2 protein-coding genes are annotated in these 23,127 nt (G+C 57.0%); one reads left to right on the forward strand and one right to left on the reverse strand.

The window, feature by feature from the left end; all coding sequences use genetic code 11:
- Positions 1–317: 317 nt before the first annotated feature.
- Positions 318–22,367 carry an Ig-like domain-containing protein gene (locus SH421x_RS15255; protein ID WP_488850151.1) on the reverse strand — a complete coding sequence of 7,350 codons (22,050 nt, stop codon included), beginning with the start codon at positions 22,365–22,367 and terminating at the stop codon, positions 318–320.
- 581 nt (positions 22,368–22,948) lie between these two features.
- On the opposite strand from SH421x_RS15255, the gene SH421x_RS15260 reads away from it, so the two are divergent.
- Positions 22,949–23,074 carry a hypothetical protein gene (locus SH421x_RS15260; protein WP_488850152.1) on the forward strand — a complete coding sequence of 42 codons (126 nt, stop codon included), beginning with the start codon at positions 22,949–22,951 and terminating at the stop codon, positions 23,072–23,074.
- The last annotated feature ends 53 nt before the right edge of the window (positions 23,075–23,127 follow it).

A 23,127-nucleotide genomic window follows, 5' to 3' on the forward strand; every position in this document is an offset into this window, starting at 1 on the left:
ACAAATCTGGAATAATATCAAGAAGAAGCCACGCGAGTCGCTTGGAGTCTCAAACGGTGGAAGGATAGAATCGAAGACCCTAGTCCAATCCGTGTCCTCTTTTGTCAAGAAGTACTTGTAATTCAATTCCACCACTTCCCTCATGCTCGAGCCAAGCGAACGAAAGTAGGGCAGAAGCAAAGTCTCGATTATCGACACTGCTTGGGGCTTGCTGTCTAAATCAACATTACAATAAGCGACGACAGCCTCGTCATCATCTGCCAAGCCGGTTATTGGCTCAAGCGGAACATCCAAAAAGAACGGGTTGATATGCATAACTATAATGTGCTAATTTTTGGATAGAGAGTGATAAGCTTTCCGTCTTTAAAGGCGGCCGTAACGTTCGTTGTTGTAACTGCTTCGCCTCCGCCCTTTTTATACCCTATTCCTACCTTGTATCCAGCGTCGAAGCTAAAATTGGGCTTTCCGGTCCGTAGGAAAATCTCATTTGCGGTTTGTACCGCGTTTAGCTGATCTCTATGCGTCAGAAAACGCGCAGAATCAACCTTATGACCTTGGAAGCCGTCAGGAGTTACGCCCGTTTCGGCGCGAACCAATTGCTGCTCCATCGTTGTTTGAGCACCATGACGCTTAAAGAAATGAGCCCGTGGGTGCGACTTCGTACTATTCTCAAATGCGTCAAGCCACCGCTCGGCGTTTTTCTCGAGCCTCGCTGCTAACGATAGAGCGTTGTCGCTGGACCTAACTAGATCCGGAATGCTCCGAGCGAAAGTAGAAAAGCTATCAAGAGCTTGTCGCGAAAAATTCAACGTTGCTTCCGCAAGCTGAGGTGCCGATTTCGCTAGTTTGAACGCAGCGACGCCAAGTCCGATTCCCAGCAGTCCAAGCCCAATAGCCGTGTCGATGCCATCAATTGTCGCGAATGTTAGTGCGACCACCCTTGATCCGAGGTTGTAGAGATAGAACCCCAAATCGGTCTGCCCTTCGGCGATTAGCATCAACCCCGCAGACCTGGCGGCAACCCCAGCTTTGCCTCCAGTTTGAATTCCCGCCAAGATTAGGCCGCCAGCAACCAATTCAGTGCTGACATTTCCGAGCGCCACTCCAATTGCACCAATTAGGCCAGACACTCCAAACATACCCGTTGGGTCAATAGTTGCCACCGGATTGGCGTGAGCATAAAGGTACTTGTTCAGGCTTAGAGGATGGTTCATATCCCCTGCAAATGGGTCGAGACGGTTGAACCGACCTGAACTCGGATCGTAATATCGGGCTCGTAGATACTGCTGTCCAATGCGACTATCAAACTGTTCGCCGCTATAGAGCAGCGTCGACAGCGCCGCCGATTCCGCCGCACTCACGAAAGCCGCCGAGGCGTTGTGAATCGCCAGCATCTCCCCGTAGGCGGTGAACGTGAAGAGTTGCCGCAGAGAACTGGCCATGTCGTACAGAACGCGAACGCTGCCGTGGCCGTCATGGCCGAAGACGAGGGTTGCTTCGCTAGTGGTGGCGCCATTCTCGTCGTACGTGGTCGTGGTCTGGGTAATCTCGTCGTGGCCGAAGCCGTAGGCGATCACTTTCACCACGTTTCCATTTTCGTCGTAAGTCGTTTCGCGGATGACCTGCTGATAGCCGGTGAAGTTGGCGGGGTCGATCAGGTATTCGGTGCGGGTAGACGATTCGTACGTGCCGTCGAGGTTGGCGTCGACTTCGTGCAGGCTGCTGACTCGGATCCCGGTGTCGTCGTAGTCGTAGGTGACCCGCTCGTTACTGGCGAGAACGCCGCTGGAGTACGTTTTTGTGACGACCTGCCGCATGCGGCCTTGCAGGTCGTAGGCGAACGTTTGTTCGCTGGTCGTTTGGCTGTTCGAATTGTCAATGACCGTTTTCGACGTTTGCTGCGTCGCGTCGTACTCGTACTCGGTCGTCTGGTCGACCGTTCCATTATTATCGGCATCCTTCTGTTCGGTCGTCAAGCGATCGTTGGCGTCGTACATGTAGGCGATCGCTTCGTCGATCGTCAGGTCGGAACCTTTGTCGAGCGTCTTGCGAAGGCGATTTCCGACCAGGTCGTAGACGAAGCTTTCGGTCTGGTCGAGCGGATTGTCGAAGTGATCAATCGACTCGAATGTGAGCCGTCCAAGAGCGTCGTAAGCCCAGTCGATTTGGGTGATATGCGCTTCGGGCGTACCGTTTTCGTCCGCGTCAAACCAGTAGGTTTCGGTCACGCCGGTGCGCTGGCCATCGGCTCGCAGTTGGTAGTCGAATTCTGCCAGTTTGGCGTTGTCGGACAGATCGTCTGGAGTCGAGTCGCCCGCATAGTGAGTCAACAGTTCCAGCCGGTTAAGCTCGTCGTAGAGATACTCTTCGATTACGCCGTTTGCCAGCCGCGTTTGCGACAGATTGCCGCGAAGGTCGTAGCGATAACCGGTTGTCAGCAGCGCATCGCTGCTGGAAGCAGCGTTCCGGTCTTCGGTAACCGAAGATAGACGTCCAAGGCTGTCGTAGGCGTAGGTGGTGACGCTCAGCGGTGTATCAACCGCTACGTCGGCGCCAGCTTCGAAGACTGTCAGAGAAATCTTGCGGCCAAGATCGTCATAGCCGTACTGGAGCGTCCCCTCGGCAGTGGCCAGAACGGTCAAGCGGCCGCGGTCATCGTAGGTGTTTAAGCTTTCACGCTGATCGGCAGTTGTACCTAGATCGCCGTCGCCGTCCTGAATCACTTCGACTTGTCGACCGAAGGCATCGTAGCGGTAGGTCCAGACTTCGGACGGATCGCCGGCGCCGTCGTTGTAGGCGGTTTCGCCCGTGAAGAACTGCTGCTGCGTCATTCGTCCGGTCGACTCGTCGTAGACGAATCGGGTAACGACTCCCTCGAACGAGATGTGCAGAAGCTGCCGACCCATTTCATCGTATTCAAAACTCTCGGTGAACTCACCGTCCGGCAAGCTGGAATCGTCTCCAGTTCCCTCGATTCCGTCGCCGCCATAGCCAAGCGGCAAGGTCCGCGTTAGTTGGCGCCCCTCTTCGTCGTAAGTAAAGCGGGTTTCTCGTCCAAGGGGATCACGAATCAGGATTTGATTCCCTCGAGCGTCGTAGGCGTATTCATAGCGGGGACGCGTTAGTTCGTCGCCATTTTGCGGATCGGCGACCGCCGGGAGTTCAACGGCAGTCAGGCGGCCGAGCTCGTCGTACGCGTATAGCTTCGTTTCAATCGCGTCGGAACTGGAATCGTCGACGAACGACTGCGCCGAGTCGCTCCAGGTAACGTTAACGGCGGAGGCGATCTGCGTGCTCTCGGCGACAACACGTCCCAGGTCGTCGTAGCGGACGACCATGTAAGAACCGTCGTCGTATGTGGTGCGGACGCGCTGGCCCTGGGCGTCGTACTGGTACGACATTTCCTGGACTTGGGTTTCGTCGACCAGGACGTTTCCTTGGGAGTCGATCACCTCAATCAGGTTGGCGCGTTCAGTGGCGACGCGCCCCTCGGCGTCGAAGATGGTTTCGCTGCGGTAGCGGACCATTTGGCCAGCGTACTGCGAGAGGCCAACGCTTTCGGCTGTGACGGCATGTCCAATCGTCGCGAACTGACGGCCGAGAGAGTCATACTCGTATTCGGTGATTTGTCCATCGGCTGCGATCGACTTGACGACTTGACCTTTTTCGTTGTAGACGGTCTGACTGCTGGAAAGGATATCGCCGCGTGCGACAAGTTGCGAATTGAGGACCGTCAATCCGGCGGTGAGCGGATCGGCCGGCGAGCCGGTTGCTGGAGCGAGTAGCTCTATGTCGACGCCAGAGAGGCGGATCGACTGGACTTGTCGGCCGAGATCGTCGTAGATCGACTGCGTGCCATAAATGGTTCGGCCGGAACCCTCCTGGTACGTATCAGTTTGGAAGGTGGCGCGGCCGTAGTCATCGTAAACGGTCCGATTGACCAACCAGACGATGTTGTCATTTTCGTCATAGGCTTGGCGGCGCGATTCGACGGATTCGCCAAACTCGTTGTAGTAGGTCCGCGACTGCAGGCCGTAGTTGTCGGTCGTTTGGATGACGCGACCGGCGTTGTCATAGTCGGTGCTCGAAGTGTAAACGGTCGTGCCAACGTCGGTCAGCACCGACGTGACGAAAGCGCCGCTGCCGATGACGTCGATCACCAGATTGTCGACCTGATCGGACTGGATGACCATGCCAGCAGCGTCGTAGGTGGTGACGCTGCCGGAAATAGGATCGGTCGTTCCTTCGACGTATTGCGAAGTGGACGCAATGGTGCGTCCAGCGGCGTCGTAGACGGAGCGGTTGACCAAGTAGACAGTGTCCCCGAGTTCATCAACCGATTCGCTGCGGGTTTGGATCAATTGCCCGCGGAGGTCGTAGGTGCTCTCGGTGGTGAAGCCGTTTTGATCGGTCGAGGTGAGCACTTGACCGTTTAAGTCATAGGTGATGCTGGTGCTGTACTGAACATACTGCGTATCGAGAACGACATCGGTCAAATTGGCGGTGACGAACTCTCCCTGGGGCAGAATCGCATGAGCCGATTCGGTCACCTGTCGATTCACGTCGTAGTAGGTGACATCGAGTATTTGGACTTGGTCGGCTCCGATACCATCGAAATACCAAGTTGCAACCTGATCACCATTCTCGTCGTAGTCGAAGTAAACAGTGCGGCCTGTGCTGCTACGCGACGATAGCACTTCGCCATATTGGTTGTAGGTCGACGAGAAGAGGCTTTCTCCAGCGTTATTACTGGCCGAAGTAATATTTCCCTTGTCATCGAAAGCGAAACTGGTGACCTGGCCGTTGGGATCGGTGATCCGCGTCGGCAGCCCGCGCGAGTCGTACGTGGTAACGGTCGTATTGCCGAGCATATCAACACTGACGGTCGGCTGACCATATTCGTTATAAGAAGTGCGAGTAATGTTCCCACGGGGATCAGTCGTCTGCGTCACGTCGCCGTCCGCGTTGTAGACGAACGTTGTAGTAAGATCGTCATTTTCACCATTGGCGGCGGTGTCGACTTGGCCGATGACAATCGTTTCCGAGAGTTGGTAGTCATCGGCGTCGTAGGTCCGTAGAGTGATTGAACCAGTCGGCCCTTCCTCACGAATGACGTTGCCACGGTCATCGACTTCGATGATGGTCGTGTTGCCCAGTTGATCGGTAATCCGCTGGATCTTAGAGTTTCCGTCCCAGTCGTACTCGATCGTTTTGCCGTCGGCGTCGGTGGTGCGGATTAGGCGGCCTACTTCGTCGTAGGTGCTGCTGGCGGCGGCGCGGCCGTAGGGGTCGATGATTTGGTCGAGGTAATGTTCGGGCTCGTTGACTCCTTCGAGGTAGGTGAACTGCGTGGTGGCGCCGATGCGGTCGGTGACGGTGATCAGGTTGCCGTCGGCGTCGTAGTCGTATTCGATCCGGTTGCCTGATGGATCAATGACGGCGGAGATGCGGCCGGCGTAGTCGCGTTCGAATTCGACGCCGCGTCCATTTAAGGAATGAATGCCGTAGTCGTCGATGTAGAGGGCATTGTTGCTGAGGTCGTAGATGGTGCTCAGCTCGCCCGTTTCCGCGTCGATGATCAGGCTGGTTCCATTACGAAGCTTCAGTTCGTAGGAGCCTCCGAAGACGGGATTGGCGGGGTTGTAGGCGTCACCGGTTCCCAAGTAGACATATTGATCTCCCTGTTTTCGTAGCCACTTGTCGGTATCGACGATCAGCTCGCTCGTTACTCCAGCATCGGGAACGAAACTGGGGATATAGTCCGTAACAACGCCAAAGAACTCCTGGGCCACGCCGCCACGGAATGTGAATCCTTGTTCGGTGCCATCGGGAAGCGTTATCACCACCCGATCGCCATCGCGGAACGCGGGGTAGTTTCCATAGCCGGAAAGGCTATCGTCTTGCAGCGTCAGATCGACTTTCGTGGTGGCGATGTCTAATGTCCAGCCGTAGCCGAAGTCTCCTTGAACATCAGCATCCAGCGAATCGTACGACCGGGTGATCGTGATCGGGACGCCGGCGACGGGGACTTCGAGATCGACGAAGGAGACCTGCATGTTGCCGAGTTTCAGCGCGCCGTCGATGACGATGGTTTGCTGGGCGGCCGCCGTGTTGGCGTTGGAGTCGGTCGCTTCGACGCGGACGATGTAGGTTCCGTTGGCGATCAGGGTGGGGTCGAGCTGGGCGAGTGCCGCCTGCTGGAGGTTGCTGAGGGTTTGGCCCGGAGCGGCGGTGACTGCGGTGATGGTGCGGAAGTCGCCGCCGTCGACACGTTTTAGCAAGACCTTGTAGGAGACGAGATCGGCTTCGGGATCGGTGATGGTGCCGATGACGCTGGCGACCGACGAGACGGTGCTGTTGGGGGTGGGGGAGATGATCGAAACGACCGGCGCCGCATTGTTGGGATCGCGGACGGTGACGGTGGTCGCGCCGGTTCCGCTATTGCCGGCCGAGTCGTACGCCGTGCCGGTGATGACGATCGAGCCATAGTTTTGCGGCGTGACGCGGGCACGGCCGCTGGAATCGAGAGCGACTTGCTGCCCGTCGACGACCAGTTGCAGGGAAGCGACATCGACATTGTCGACGGCGCGAACCTGGATCGTGATCTGGTCGCCCAGGTCGACCGTCGATTTGTCGACGACGATTTCGACCGTCGGACCGACCGTATCGGCGGCGACCACCAGGTCAAACGTCTGGACGGGGGCGGCGGCGCCGCGGTCGTCGGTGACGGTGATGCTGACCGAGTGCGTACCGATATCGGCGATCGCCGGATTCCAGGTGATTCGCCCGAAGGAATCGATCTGCATGCCGAGCCCGGTGGAGGTGGCGTCGAGCTGATAGCTGAGCGGATCGCCGTTGGCGTCGGTCGCGTTTACATCGTAGCGATAGGTTGCGCCGGCGGTGACCGTGGTGACCGGCGAGCTGTTGATCACTGGGGCGACATTCGTATCGCGGACGCCGACTGTAAAGACCTGGCTGCTGAACGCGCCAGAGGCGTCGGTCGCTTTGATCCGGAACTGGAACGATTGCCCGATCTCACCGGCAGCTGGCGTCCATTGGAACAGGCCGGTGCTGGAGTCCAACGTCGGCGTGTTGGTTGGCGTGGCGCCGAGAATCTCTAGGGAATAGGTAAGCGTGTCGCCGACGTCGGGATCGGTGGCGTTGACGTCGTATTGATAGACGACGCCTGACTCGGCGAAGGAGGCGGGAGTTGTGACGATCGTCGGCGCAACATTGGTCGCCGTGTCGCTGATTTCCAGCTGATAAATCTGCTGCACGCCCAGGCCGAACGAGTCGGCGATGCGAACGTTGATCAGATAGACGCCTGCGGCGGGATTTTCCCACTGGAGGAGGCCGGTGTTGTAGTCGACGGTAACGCCGAGCGCCTGGGTCGCGGTATCGAGGGAGTAGTGGACCGGGTCGCCGTCGGGATCTTCGCCGACGACTTGATAGACGTAGGTTTCGCCGGGCTTACCAAAGATGGGAGGATCGGAAAGGATCGCCGCCGGTCGATTGGCCCCGCGAACAGTGACGGTAAAGGTTTGTTCGTCAAAGCCGCCGTGGATATCGGAGACGCGAACGGTGACCTGATGGGCGCCGACCTGGCTGCGCTGCGGGGCCCATTGGATACGACCGGTGTTGGCATTGATCTGCATTCCCGCAGGGGCAGTTTTCAATTGCCAGGCGAGCAGGTCCCCATCGGAATCGGTCGCGCTGACCTGGTAAGCGTAAACGCTGCCGGCCAAGGCGTTTTCTATCGCGGTACTGATGATCTCTGGGGCCGCGTTCGTCGGTTGCGAGACGACATTGATTAAGTAGGTGGCCGTGTTCGTATATTCTCCGTCGGAAACGGAGACCGTCACTTCGTAAGGTGACGCCGGATCATTCATCTGGGCGGCGGTTGGAGTCCACTGGATGAGGCCTTGGTTGTCGATCGTCATACCGGTGGGGAAAGAGGTCAAGGCATACGAAAGCGGATCACCGTCTGGATCGGTCGCGACGACCTGGCTGAGCAGCAGTTGGCCTGCTTGGATCGACGAACGGAGGTTTGAGGTTATCGTGGGCGCCAAATTGCTGCTGGGATCGGCGACACGCAGATTGAACGTCTGTTGCGAGACTCCACCGGCCGCGTCGACCGCCAAGATGGTGATCGAGTAACTGCCGGGCGTTGTGGGAGTGCCAGAGATGGTGGCTGTTCCGGTGGTAGCGCCGGGGGTGAAGCTTAATCCCGCAGGCAAGCCGCCGACGTCGAGCAGGCTAATCGTGACGTCGTCGCCATTGGGATCTACCGCTGTGATTTCATAGACGTAGGCCTGATCGACATCGATAACGCGAACCGGCGAACTTGTGATCACCGGCGGCGCGTTATTCACAACCGCCAGATCGAACGATTGCGTGACTGCGAGTTGTCCATCGGAAACGGTGACTTCAATATGCGCCGTTTCGCTGGACGCAGGCGTCCAGGAGAGGAGCCCCGTCGCGGAATTGATCGTCAGGCCGCGAGCGACCGACGCCGGATCGAGTGAGTAGGTGAGCGTTTGTCCTTCGGGATCCTGGGCGACGACCTGATAGGAATAAGCATTGTCTCTGACGGCGGGCCCCGTTGGCCGCGAGGTAATCTCAGGGGCCTGGTTCGCCTGAACGCTCGGCTGGACCGATACGATATAGGCTTGCAGCGTCTGGTTGCCGTGACCGTCGGAAACCGTGATCTCGACGTCGTAGCTCCCAAGCACCTGCGGCAACCAACTGATTTTGCCGCTGTCGGAAATCTGCATTCCGACAGGCGCTTTCGTCAACTGATAAGTTAACGAATCGCCATCTGGGTCGTAGGCGTCCACTTGATACGTGTAGGCTTGATTGATTCGAACCGAGGTGAACGGGGCGGATCGAATGACCGGCGGAGCGTTGGTCGGCGCGGTCGCTACGACCGGCAGAGTGAATTCTTGACTCGTGACGCCGCCGTTGCCGTCGTCGACCAAAATTTTGACGGCATAGTCCCCGGTTGCGGTCGGAGTCCAGGATAGCAGGCCGGTTTGGCTGTCTATCGTCATACCGCTGGGCGGGCTATCGAGGGAGTAGGTCAACTCATCCTGATCCGCGTCGGTAGCTACGACCTGGTACTGGTAAAGGACGTCCTGAGTCGCCGGTCCGGTCGGAGTGGAAGAGATGACGGGATAGGCGTTGCTGGAAGAAGGCGCGACCACCCCCAAAGAAAACGTTTGCGTCGTCGTATCGGCGCCATCGTTAACGCTAACTACGATTTCAAAGTCGCCGGTCGCGGTCGGCGACCAAGTCAATAGACCGGTGTTCGAGTTGATTTGCACGCCATTAGCCAACGAGGCGGCGTCCAGCGAATAGATCAACGCATCGCCATCGGGATCGTGCGCCTTCACCTGATAGGCGTAGGTGGCGCCGGTGAAGGCAGGCCCCGTCGGAATCGACGTTATCTTGGGCGGCGTATTGCTGATCGGCGGATCAACGGCGGAAAGCTGGAACGATTGCTCGGAGTAGTCTCCATTCGCGTCGGTCACCCTTACGGTGATCAACTCTCCTGCATTCGCAGCCGCGGGCGTCCAGGTCAGCGTCGAGCCGGCTAGGCTCATGCCGGCAATGGGCGTTTCAAGACTGAAGCTGAAGCTATCTCCATCCGCATCCTCCGCGGAAAGCTCGTAAGACCATGCGGCTCCTACAACGGCGGGGCCGGTCGGAGTCGACGTGAACTCAGGCGGCTGGCTAGTCGCCGGCTGGGGGACGACCGAAAGGGTAAACGATTGGGTGTAATAGGCGCCGCTGTCATCGGTTGCGGTAACCGCAACGTCGTAGTCGCCAAGCGCGTTAGGTGTCCATTGCAACTGATCTCCTACAAGAGCCATCCCACGAGCGAGCGAAGCTGGATCCAATGAGAGGGTCACATTGTCGGTCGGATTTGGATCTTGATAGGTGATATCGTAGCTATACAGTTGCCCAAGGAATGCAGGCCCAGTGGGGATTGACGTGATTGTCGGGGGCGCGTTGGAGTTGATGGAGAGGACAAACTCTTGTGTGGATGCCTTACCACGTCCGTCGCTGGCAATGATCGTGATACGCCGATCGCCTGCCGTTGGGCTGCTCCAAACCAGCAAGCCGGTCGTAGCTCCGATCGATAGCCCTGCGGCAATCGAGTCGTCGTCAATTGCATACGTGACGACATCGCCATTTTGATCCTCCGCACGAGCTTGATATTCGTACGATTGCCCAATGGCGGCGTCAATGACAGGCGTCGAGACGAATTGAGGAGCGTCGTTAAATGAACCGACCGTAACGTCGAACGTTTGCAAGTCGACTCCCCCCTGACCATCCTTAACCCGTACATAGACGGTGCTGGTTCCGATTTGATCGCTTGTCGGGACCCATGCGATTCTTCCGGTGGCCGGGTCGATCGCCATACCTTCCGGGGCGTAGGGCAAATCGAATATCAGCGGATCATCGTCCGCGTCAATCGCCATAACGTCGTATCGATAGATATCGCTTTCGATTGCGGCGAGCACTGGTGTTGAAGTGATTTCGGGCCGCGTATTGAGGTAGCCATCGGGAAGTGCGACGTCAATTTGCAAAATTAGATCCGCCGAACCTCCATGCCCGTCGGCGGCTTGAACATGGATGCTGTAGGAGCCGACTTGATCAGCGGCCGGTGACCACATGATACGTCCCGACAAGGAGTCGATGGTCATTCCGGCGGGAACTGGCATCGCGCCAGCGACGTCATCGACAAGACGGTATAGGATAGTGTCGCCATCTACATCGGTGGCGTGCACGTCCAGCGCGTAGGCGCGGTCCGCCAGCCAATCTCGCGGAGAAAGGCTATCGAAGACTGGGGAGGTGTTGCTGGCGGTCGACGACAACACCTCAACCGTCCAGGTTTGCAAGTCCTCTCCGCCGCGGCCGTCAATTACTTTCGCCGTAAACTCGTACAATCCAGCTGTCGTCGGCTGCCACGAGAGGATGCCCGACGCCGGATCGATCGTCGCTCCGTGCGTTTCGCCAACGAGAGAATAGATAAGAGTATCGCCGTCTGCATCGACGGCATCGACATCGTATTGGTACCCGGCGGACATCGTTACCGGGATAGAGCCGAGTACGGTCCCACGCGATTCCGAGACGAACTGAAGATCGAACGAATGTGAGTTTCCATCGCCGACGAATTCCACCTCAAAGGTTGCGGTGGTTCCTGCTGTCACATCGTATTGCAAGCCGGTCAAATTCACCGCCAAACCAGGGACGCTAGCAACGAGATCGATATTGTGCGAAGTGCTGGTAATGGCCGCCGTGATCGCGGCATCGATCCCCGCTCCAATCCCCGAAGATCCACCACCGCCGGCGAAACTTCCATTAAAATCGAAATAGATCGGGTCGCCCGGATCGATGGGATCCCCAGAGATTCCGGAATTGATCGAACCGTTACTTGCGTTGACGGCGCCTGTCAGCGTCGCCAGCGCGTCCAAAAAGGATCGGGTCGCCCCTTGAGGACTTGAGTCGGTTCCCAAGCCGATTACCATTGCGCCCAGCGCGTTGAGAGCGTCGACCGTCTCTTGAATTTCCGCACCGCCGGTAGGTGTTGAAGGGCGCGAACCAATTTCGAACGCGCTCATAGGAACGGTAACGTCATCGATCCCGGTGATTTCCGAAGGTGCGGGAGTGGTCGGATGGAATACAGTACCGATATCGGTCGCCACCAGGATGATCGGCAATGCCCCTGCGCGAAAACCGGCGCCACCTCGATCTCCCTGCGCCGATAAGGCGTCGATCGACGTATCGGTCACATAGGTAGAAAAAGCGGGAACGTCTCCGCTGGAACCTGGATTGGTCTGCGTCGCTCCCAACCCAGCCGCTCCCGAATCGGTCGTATCGCCATCATTATTTCCATCAAAGCCGGCGCCTGTGGCAATCTGGTAGAGCGCTTCAATGGCCGTTTCAGGACCGTCTCCGCCGAAACCGGGCGCTGTTCGAGCGAATGCCGCCTCGAATGCATCATCAAAACCTCCTGTAGCGGCAGAAACGATTGGCTGATTGAGGACAAACGGACGTCCGCCTGGTTCTTCGCCTTCATAATTTGCATATTCTTCGAAACGCCCGAGGCCAAAACCGAAGTCGATGTCAGGAAAACTGGCCGTGAGACTAGCGACCAAATCCGGAAACAGCGTGACAAGCTGACTTGAATAGCTTTCAAAGCTGCCGGTGTCATCCATCAACAAAAACACATCGACCATCGGTACGACTCCGGTGCCTGTCGGCAACGTGATCGTGACGGTTTGCGTAACGGTCTCCCCCACATTCAAGGAGAGATCGAGACTTGTCGGCGATACATCACCAGCAACATTTCCCCCTTCGGCATCCGGTATTACTAGCTGCGTGGCCGGCTCGCTGACAATCACCGGCGGCGTGTTCCCAACAGCCGGGTGGACGTAGACCTCGAATGTCTGGATCGCCATCGCACCTGACGGATCAGCGACTTCTACCTCGACCGAGAAGGTCTGACCAACTTGATTCGCTGTAGGTGTCCAGCGAATTAGCCCACGAGCCCCGTCTTCCATTGTCATGCCAGCCGGTACATCACCGCTGAAACCGTAGACCAGATCGTCCCCATCCGGATCGGACGCGGTTAATTGGTACTTGTACTCTGTGTTGACGTAAGCGTCGGTCTCCGAGGTCGACGTAAATCGCGGCGGACGATTTGCCGACAGCGCGACCTGGATTGTGAACTGTTGCTCTGTCGTCGCTCCATAAGAATCGGTCGCTCGAATGACGACTTGATGGTTGCCGATATCAGCAGACGTTGTTTCCCATTGAACGACGCCGCTGGATGGATAGACGATCATTCCAGCTGGCCCCGCGACTAGCGAATAGCTGATGGAGTCTCCCTCGGGATCGATTGCGTTCGAGTCATATTGATAGGTGAATCCGGGCGCGATCTCTTGAACCGGCGTCGATGTGAACTCGGGCGCCGTATTGAGCGAGCCGAGAATGACGAGGTCGTAACGGAACTGTACTGCGTTGGGATTGTAGAACTGCAGTTCGATTGCGTTAGCCGCATCGCCTGGCTGGAAGAAGTCGTTGGCTCCGGCGCTTACCAGATTCGTAATGTCATAGTAGGGGATGCCGTCTGGGGAAACTCCGTCAACGCCGTGGACGGCAACGAGTGGATTGTTTAGGTTCTTGACCCCTAGCAGGATCGGCCCGCGAACGGCATAGGTGCCGATATTCGTCAGGTCGAGATCGGCGTACAACGTATCGATTCGCTCGTTCCACGAGGTGCGATGATACTCAACTCCCATGCTGCTGGTGACATCGACCACATGATCCCAGTCAATTTGGGCCGACGTTGCCTCGGTCGCAGGGGTTTGCAACGTCACGGTCGCTGTCGAAGTATTGCCCGCCGCGTCGATGATGGAGTAAGTAAAGCTATCGCCGCCGAATCCGAGTCCGGCTCGATAAATCATATAGCTTCCATGATTCTCGACCGTACCGGCAGTCGGAGTTCCTACCGAGCTGATCGAGATCGAATCTCCATCAGCATCAGAATCGTTATCGAGAACGTAAAGATAAACTTCGAATCCCTCTTCGATGCTGGAAATCACATCGTCTTCAGCGACCGGATTGAGATTCGCACGCAACGTGACAGTCGCCGTATCGGTCGTTACGCCGTCACTGATCGTGTAGGTGAACTTCGCGGACTCAAAATCAAGCGGCGCCGAGAAATTCAATGATTTTCCATCGGGCGAAATTGTGACAACTTCTCCATTAAGCGCCGTGACGGAGACGATCGTCGCGTCCGTCTGAAAGTCGTTTGCAAGCACGTCCAGCGAAACGACCGAACCGTCGGCGATGCCACCAATCGTGTCGTTTATAGCGTCAACCGGCGGAGGGGGAGTATCCTCACTGTCAATCCATGACACAGCGGAATCATCGCTAATTTCGGCGCCGGTAGCATTTGTCAGCGAAAGCGAAAACGATTCAATGTCTTCGACGATCGAATCGTCCAAGATCGCAACGTTAAAGGTCTGAGTCGTTACTCCGCTGCTAAACGTTAGTGTGGCGCTATCGGCGATATAGTCCTCGCCGGCGACGGCTGTTCCGTCAACGGTAGCCACGTCCACCGTGACAACGTCGTCATTGCTGCGTGTTAAGGTGACGGTAAAAGTCGCAACCCCAGCCGTCTCATCAATAAAGACGTCGGCGACGCTAAGCGAATTGCTACCGCTTTCCAACAGGAAGCTCAGCTCGTAGTCGCCAACCGTACCGCCATACCCGTTGTAAGAACCGCCGGCCGAGTAGCTGTTGTTGCCGCTGCTCGAGATCCCGACGTAGTAGTAGCTGTCGGACGAGGCGGTGTACTCCAAGTACGAGCCGTAACCCGAGCCATAATCATCGTTGGAGCTGACTTGGTTCCCGGAGTTGTCGAAGACTCGCAGGTAGCTGTTCAAGCTGCTAGTCGAGACGTCGGCGTCCACCTTCAACGTCTGCCCGCTGGAGAGATAGACCCGGAACATGTCGATGTCGTCATCGGTATCAATCGCCGAGTTGACCACCGACGGCATGCCGACCGTCAACGAGACGCTCTGGTAGTCGTAAGTCGTGTCGCCGATCGTATCGCCGCTGCCGCTTCCCGAGCCGCTGCTCCCTTCCAACAGAAAGCTCAGCTCGTACTCGCCAACCGTACCGCCATACCCGTTGTAAGAACCGCCGGCCGAGTAGCTGTTGTTGCCGCTGCTCGAGATCCCGACGTAGTAGTAGCTGTCGGACGAGGCGGTGTACTCCAAGTACGAGCCGTAACCCGAGCCATAATCATCGTTGGAGCTGACCTGGTTCCCGGAGTTGTCGAAGACTCGCAGGTAGCTGTTCAAGCTGCTAGTCGAGACGTCGGCGTCCACCTTCAACGTTTGACCGCTGGAGAGATAGACCCGGAACATGTCGATGTCGTCATCGGTATCGATCGCCGAGTTGACCACCGACGGCATTCCGACCGTCAACGCGACGTTCTGGTAGTCGTAAGTCGTGTCGCCGATCGTATCGCCGCTGCCACTTCCCGAGCCGCTGCTTCCTTCCAACAGAAAGCTCAGCTCGTAGTCGCCAACCGTACCGCCATACCCGTTGTAAGAACCGCCGGCCGAGTAGCTGTTGTTGCCGCTGCTCGAGATCCCGACGTAGTAGTAGCTGTCCGACGAGGCGGTGTACTCGAGGTACGAGCCGTAACCGGAGCCGTAATCGTCGTTGGAGCTGACTTGGTTCCCAGAGTTGTCGAAGACTCGCAGGTAGCTGTTCAAGCTGCTGGACGAGGCGTCGGCGTCCACCTTCAACGTCTGACCGCTGGAGAGATAGACCCGGAACATGTCGATGTCGTCATCGGTATCGATCGCCGAGTTGACCACCGACGGCATCCCGACCGTCAACGCGACGTTCTGGTAGTCGTAAGTGGTGTCGCCGATCGTATCGCCGCTGCCGCTTCCCGAGCCGCTGCTCCCTTCCAACAGAAAGCTCAGCTCGTACTCGCCAACCGTACCGCCATACCCGTTGTAAGAACCGCCGGCCGAGTAGCTGTTGTTGCCGCTGCTCGAGATCCCGACGTAGTAGTAGCTGTCGGACGAGGCGGTGTACTCCAAGTACGAGCCGTAACCCGAGCCATAATCATCGTTGGAGCTGACTTGGTTGCCGGAGTTGTCGAAGACTCGCAGGTAGCTGTTCAAGCTGCTAGTCGAGACGTCGGCGTCCACCTTCAACGTCTGCCCGCTGGAGAGATAGACCCGGAACATGTCGATGTCGTCATCGGTATCAATCGCCGAGTTGACCACCGACGGCATGCCGACCGTCAACGAGACGCTCTGGTAGTCGTAAGTCGTGTCGCCGATCGTATCGCCGCTGCCGCTTCCCGAGCCGCTGCTCCCTTCCAATAAAAAGCTCAGCTCGTAGTCGCCAACCGTACCGCCATACCCGTTGTAAGAACCGCCGGCCGAGTAGCTGTTGTTGCCGCTGCTCGAGATCCCGACGTAGTAGTAGCTGTCGGACGAGGCGGTGTACTCCAAGTACGAGCCGTAACCCGAGCCGTAATCGTCGTTGGAGCTGACCTGGTTCCCGGAGTTGTCGAAGACTCGCAGGTAGCTGTTCAAGCTGCTGGACGAGACGTCGGCGTCCACCTTCAACGTCTGGCCGCTGGTCAGGTAGACCCGGAACATGTCGATGTCGTCATCGGTATCGATCGCCGAGTTGACCACCGACGGCATCCCGACCGTCAACGAGACGTTCTGGTAGTCGTAAGTGGTGTCGCCGATCGTATCGCCGCTCCCGCTTCCCGAGCCGCTGCTCCCTTCCAACAGAAAGCTCAGCTCGTACTCGCCAACCGTACCGCCATACCCGTTGTAAGAACCGCCGGCCGAGTAGCTGTTGTTGCCGCTGCTCGAGATCCCGACGTAGTAGTAGCTGTCGGACGAGGCGGTGTACTCCAAGTACGAGCCGTAACCGGAGCCATAGTCATCGTTGGAGCTGACTTGGTTGCCGGAGTTGTCGAAGACTCGCAGGTAGCTGTTCAAGCTGCTGGACGAGACGTCGGCGTCCACCTTCAACGTCTGGCCGCTGGTCAGGTAGACCCGGAACATGTCGATGTCGTCATCGGTATCGATCGCCGAGTTGACCACCGACGGCATCCCGACCGTCAACGAGACGCTCTGATAGTCGTAAGTGGTGTCGCCGATCGTATCGCCGCTCCCGCTTCCCGAGCCGCTGCTCCCTTCCAACAGAAAGCTCAGCTCGTACTCGCCAACCGTACCGCCATACCCGTTGTAAGAACCGCCGGCCGAGTAGCTGTTGTTGCCGCTGCTCGAGATCCCGACGTAGTAGTAGCTGTCGGACGAGGCGGTGTACTCCAAGTACGAGCCGTAACCGGAGCCATAGTCATCGTTGGAGCTGACTTGGTTGCCGGAGTTGTCGAAGACTCGCAGGTAGCTGTTCAAGCTGCTGGACGAGACGTCGGCGTCCACCTTCAACGTCTGGCCGCTGGTCAGGTAGACCCGGAACATGTCGATGTCGTCATCGGTATCGATCGCCGAGTTGACCACCGACGGCATCCCGACCGTCAACGAGACGCTCTGATAGTCGTAAGTGGTGTCGCCGATCGTATCGCCGCTCCCGCTTCCCGAGCCGCTGCTCCCTTCCAACAGAAAGCTCAGCTCGTACTCGCCAACCGTACCGCCATACCCGTTGTAAGAACCGCCGGCCGAGTAGCTGTTGTTGCCGCTGCTCGAGATCCCGACGTAGTAGTAGCTGTCGGAAGAAGCGGTGTACTCCAAGTACGAGCCGTAACCCGAGCCGTAATCGTCGTTGGAGCTGACCTGGTTCCCGGAGTTGTCGAAGACTCGCAGGTAGCTGTTCAAGCTGCTGGACGAGACGTCGGCGTCCACCTTCAACGTCTGGCCGCTGGTCAGGTAGACCCGGAACATGTCGATGTCGTCATCGGTATCGATCGCCGAGTTGACCACCGACGGCATCCCGACCGTCAACGAGACGTTCTGGTAGTCGTAAGTGGTGTCGCCGATCGTATCGCCGCTCCCGCTTCCCGAGCCGCTGCTCCCTTCCATGTAGGGATCCGCAATACCCTGCGCAGAGAAGTTTCCGACTCCTAATTCAAAGGTATCGGCCGCCGCAATGCTACCCGAGATTGCTGTTGTGGCATCCTCATAGTGATAGACCAGACCATCCGCGATATCGACAACCCACAGTGATGTCGAACTGGGATTCGCGTCGAGTGTGACTCCGCTCGCATTTCCATTCGCGGCGTCCAGCCCCCAACTTCCAACCAATAGGCCAGTCGAAACCGAATAAACGAAGACCTTGTCCGCTACGTCGTCGACCACCCACAAATTTGTTCCGTTACTCGTAATTCCCTTCGGCGAACCATTGCTGGCGTTGAGCGAAAAAGAACTTGTCGCCGCATGGGCCCCCGACAACAGCTCGGACGCGGTTCCAATCGCCGCTGCGCCAGCAAAGTAGTGAACCTCGTCCGAACTCGCGTCAACGATCCAGATATCTTCTTCATCGGTGGCGATTCCTTCCGGCGCCGAGACCCCAGTCGCCGTCCACTGTCCGATGACGGCGCCCTCCTGGTCATAGACGAAGACTTCGCCGCTGGAGTCAACCGTCCAGCGGTAGTCCCCTGAGGCGGTTGACGTAATGCCGCGGACATCCTCGTTCTCATTGTCGAGCTGAGGTTGACCAACCCATGTCCCATCCTCTGTGTACAGGAACAAGCGATCGGCCTGGTCGTCGGCGACGAGAAACTTGACGCTTCCCTCAATTTCCACTGGCGTCGTCGAAATTGTAAATGCCAGATCGTTGTAATCACGGTCGCCGCCGCCGTCGAGATCTTCGATCTCGTACAAAATCGTCCCGTTCGCCAGCGTACTGACGCGAAAGTGCTCGAACTCGACGCTGCTATTGTTATCGTCCTGGTCCGGATTCGCCTCCTTGAAGGAAAAGAAGGCATGCTTCTTGTTCAGAGCATTCGTACCATCGTTTATTACTTGTTGAGTTGTCGCGTTTTGCGCCAAGTAGAACGCGATCTGTGATCCGCCAGGCACAATCACCTGGTAGACTTGGCCGATCAAGTCATCGTTCTCCGCCGGTCGCGCAAAAACAACCTGCCGCGTCGGATCGGTCAGAGCTGCCATTGCGTAGCCATTGCTTTCGCTCGGCAGCAATCCATCCACTTCGCCGCTAGCGCTATTCACGATGTAGAGGCCAAGTTCGTTCCGGTACGAGGCGGAAAGATTGACTGCTTCGATCGCCACTTCAAACACATACAGTTTTTCTGGATCGCCGGGCACCACGTAAGTGCCGGGGCCGACTTGGATGTGCGCTTCGATCAAATCGGATAACGCGCCGCTAGCGTCTCGGACTCGATAGGTAAACAGGTCATTGCCGGTGTATCCGGTCGTCGGCACGTAAGTAAACGAACCGTTGCTGTTCAAAGTCAGCGTCCCGTGCGCGGTTGTCGTTCCCAATTCAGCGGTCAGCGATTCCATCTCGACGTCACTATCGTTCGCCAGCACGCCGTCGGCGACGGCAATTGTCAGCGTGATGTTTTGCGTCGTACCATAGGCGTCATCAATCCCCGTCGGCGGATCGTTTACCGCGGTGATCGTCAAGTGAACTGTTGCGGTTGCCGTCAGCGGATCGGCGACACCGGCGGTCGTGCCATTGTCGGTGATCGTGTAAGTGAAACTATCGGAGCCATAATAGTTCGCATCAGGCGTATAGGTGATCGTTCCATCCCCATGCAAGACGACCGAACCGTGCGAAGCGGCGCCGATGGCGACGATAGTTAGTGTCTGACTACTCTCGTTGGCAGGGCCCGTGGAGTCGTTGCTGATCAATTCGCTGGTCGAGAAGGTACGAACCGCGTCTTCATTGATCGTGAACGAGTCGTCGACAGCGGCCGGCGCATCATTCACTTCCGTGACGGTGATCGTCACCGTGCCGGTGTCATTGCTCCCCGACGTACCATCATTTACTACGTAAGTAAATGTCTCTGTGCCATAGAAGTCTGCGGCTGGCGCATAAGAAATCTTGCCATCGACAATCGACAAAACGCCACTGCCCGAACCGGCGCTCACGCTCAGGATCGAGAGCGTCTCACCGGTATCCGGCGAAATCAGGTCGTTCGCCAGCACGTCGATCAAGATAGACGTCGAGTCTTCCGCCACCGTCGCCGTATCATCGATAGCAGTCGGCGGATCATTCACCGGTCCGACAGTCAGATAGACCGTGGCGGTCGCCGACTTTGCATCCAGGTCGCCGGCTGTTGTTCCATTGTCGGAAACGGTATACGTAAAGCTGTCCGCCCCGACGTAATCGGCGTTAGGCGTGTAGGTGACGCTGCCATCTCCGTTGACGACGAGCGTCCCATGTTCGGCGCCGATAGCCGAAATTACCGTCAACGTTTGACTCGCTTCGTTCGCCGGACCGGCCGAATCGTTGCCTGTTAGCTCGGCGACGCTGAAGGTATGTCCGGCGTCCTCATCCAACGAGAATGCGTCGTCGGCCGCCGTCGGCGTATCATTGACCTCAGTAATCGTAAAGGTGATTTCGGCGGTCGCCGTATCGCCGCGACTGTCCAAGATGGCGTAGCTGAATGTCTCTTCGCCAAAGTAGTCCGTTGCAGGCGTATAGATCAGCTTATCGCCAGTTATCAACAATTCCCCGCCCGCCGAACCCAAACTGACATCGGTGATTTCCAGGTCGTCGCCAACGTCATTTGTCAAAACATCGACTTCGTTGTCGACACTGTCCTCCGTCACAACAAAAGTGTCGTCCAGGGCGTTAACGACAGGACCATCGCCTATTAGCGTGATTGTCGTGGTCGTATCATCGTCATTATTGATCAGACGAAAAACTAGCTCGTACTCGCGACCAGGGGCCAGTTTTGAGATATCCAGTTCGACCACGCCATCGGCAAGCGTGGTGGTCGAACCAAGCGCAGCCGCCTCTTCCTCGGTCCAATTGAAGAACGAGTCTCGACCACTCTGATAAATCGGGACCACCGGCACGCCATGCTCATCTACCAACGCGACTTCAAATGCATCGTTGATAAAATCATCGTCGGCGTTGTCGAATGTAGCCAAAAAGCCGAACGAGAGGATGGTTGGATTCTCCGGTATCACTACCCCGCGGGCTAAAGTGACCAGAAAAGAGTCTCCTTCAGTGATGACGATATCACCGTCCGACTCGACTGCTTCGCCCGGCGTCAGACTGCTGCCGCTCTCGTCGACGGTCCAGTCGGTTAACAGCTCATCCACGATTCCCGGCATGATCAACACGCCGTCGTCCATGCCAGGACCGCCGGGATCGACGATGATCCCATTGGCGACGCCATCGGCATCCCCTCGCCCGCCATCCTGAATATAAAGCGAAATCTTATTACCGTTGATGATCGCCCCAGTTGTCCCATCAAAGCCAAAACGCTCCCACTCTCCAGTGGTCGGATTTTGCTTGTAATAACTGCTGGGATGCGAGTTTTCAGGCAAGGTGACTTCGATAACGGCAACGCCGCCAATCGCCACATTTTCTACCGTGAAATCAAACACGCCAAATGGAAGCGAAACCCGATCCGCCGGTTTCTGAGTCGCTGCCGAGGCCAACACGCCGCGCAACTCTCCGTTCTCAGTCGCCAACGTCACCATCGCGCCTTCGTCGCCCGAAAAGAACGTAGCGACATTGGCCTGCTCACTATCTTGGACTCCATCCTGATTGCCGTCTCCGGCATGCGACGCGAAATCTTCAACGATGCCGCTAACGCCATCGCCGTCGAAGTCTTCAAGTGCAGCATTATCGATCTCTACTACTCCGACCCCATTGGCGAAGTGGGGGAGTCGGACCAGCAGGTTGTTGTTCAGCTGATAGGCGGTGACAAGCAGCCGAAACGAAGCCCCCTCGGCTGTCGTTTTTGTATCGGTCGCACTGATCAACTGGTCACCGGAACTGAGTGCGTCGTCGTCGCTGCGGTAGATTTCGACACGGCTCTCACTGGCAAATTGCAGGGGGAGTTCGCCATGAATTACATATTGCGTCTCCGAGATCTTCGTCGCCGCAACAGTAAAGGCAGTGGGCGCCGTGCTGTTGTCGGTTGTCGCGTTCCCTTCTCCCTGGCTAGAAGCAGTCGTGTTTGTCGGCGTAATGGAAAACCGCGGCGCGGCCGATGGCGAACTACTAGCTGGGTCAACGTTAGACGGAGTTCCGCTGGAAGCGTCGATCTGACTGCTTACCTTGCTAAGATCGCCGATGAATCCGCCAGGATAGGGGATTTCACTCCGATAAGTTGGGCCGAAAATGCCGCCCGACTGACCAGATCCGCCGCCGCCAGGGTAGTTGGGATGCTGATTTAAGCGCGGAGGATTCAGCGTCGTGAACGAGTTGAACAACGATTCGTCATCAATCGCGCTGCCGATAATGGACTGAGTAGAAATCTCGGGACGGCGGCGGCGAACTGAATGTTCCTCTGCCTCGGCTGATTGGACGATCGTTTCGTCGTTGGCTCGTCGCCAATCGCTGATTGCCTGTTGATGTTGATCTGGAGGCGTAGGCTGCCAGATCTCGACTCCATCGTTAGCACGAAGCTTTGAAGCTGTGGAAGTATCGGCAAAGTTCGCCGCATCGACTGAACTGCCAAACGCAAATCCGGCCGCCAGTGCACTTCCCGCAGCTGGCACGATTAAACCGCCAGGCGCTTCCCGCGGTTCCACTTTTTCTAAGTTCGGCAGGCGATTCTTACGTCGATTGCGCTCCCGGGATTTCCTCTTGTGATCCTCAAACCAAAGCTTGGAAAACCAGTCGTTCACGGCGCTCATAGATAAAGGTCCTTCTCTATGGGAGAACGGTGCGCATATTGTCAGACAGTTGTCGACGAATGATGTTTTTAGATTCGGATCGAAGGGATATCACCCGCGATTAGGTCCACTGCGAAGCAGTAGAAAGCGGGCGCTGGCGATTAGCTTGCTGGATAGCCCCTCTGTAGATTTGCCCGATCATCCCCATTGGGTGATTGGGAATGATTATGGGGCTCCAGTTATGCTGTTTCAAGAAGCATGTGCAAAAAATTTAGAAAATTAATTATTGTCACGAAGCTTTGCCAAGCACTTTCATCGAGAACCATGGATTGACGTTGTGTTCGGATACTATCGTAGAAAACAATTCGAATTGCAAAACTGTTCGTCGAACGACGGCAAGCGGCTCCTATTAATAAATTTCCGGCTCGCCCTCGATGCCATTGGTTTGTCCCATCGCAGCACGCGCTTGGGTTGAAACAACGTAAAAGCAACCTGCTTCATAGATCGTCGAAGCGGTATGGGCATCTTCTTGATCGCTCGTCTACGGCGGCCTTTGCAGCGAAAGCTTCTCAGACCCAACTGGATCCGTGGGAAGAACTGGATTGAAACAGCGCCTCAACACGTTGTTCGTCACCACCGAAAGGGTTTACCTAGCGAAGTCGTGCGAAATCGCCCGCTTGTTGGTTGCGTCAAGCTGGCCAACGGCCGGCGTGTGGCTAACGGCTTAACAGGTTGAAATGGAAATTAGATAACCACTTGAGGCAAAACGGCAGTGCCCTTG

The sequence above is a fragment of the Blastopirellula sp. SH421 genome, from assembly GCF_057808535.1.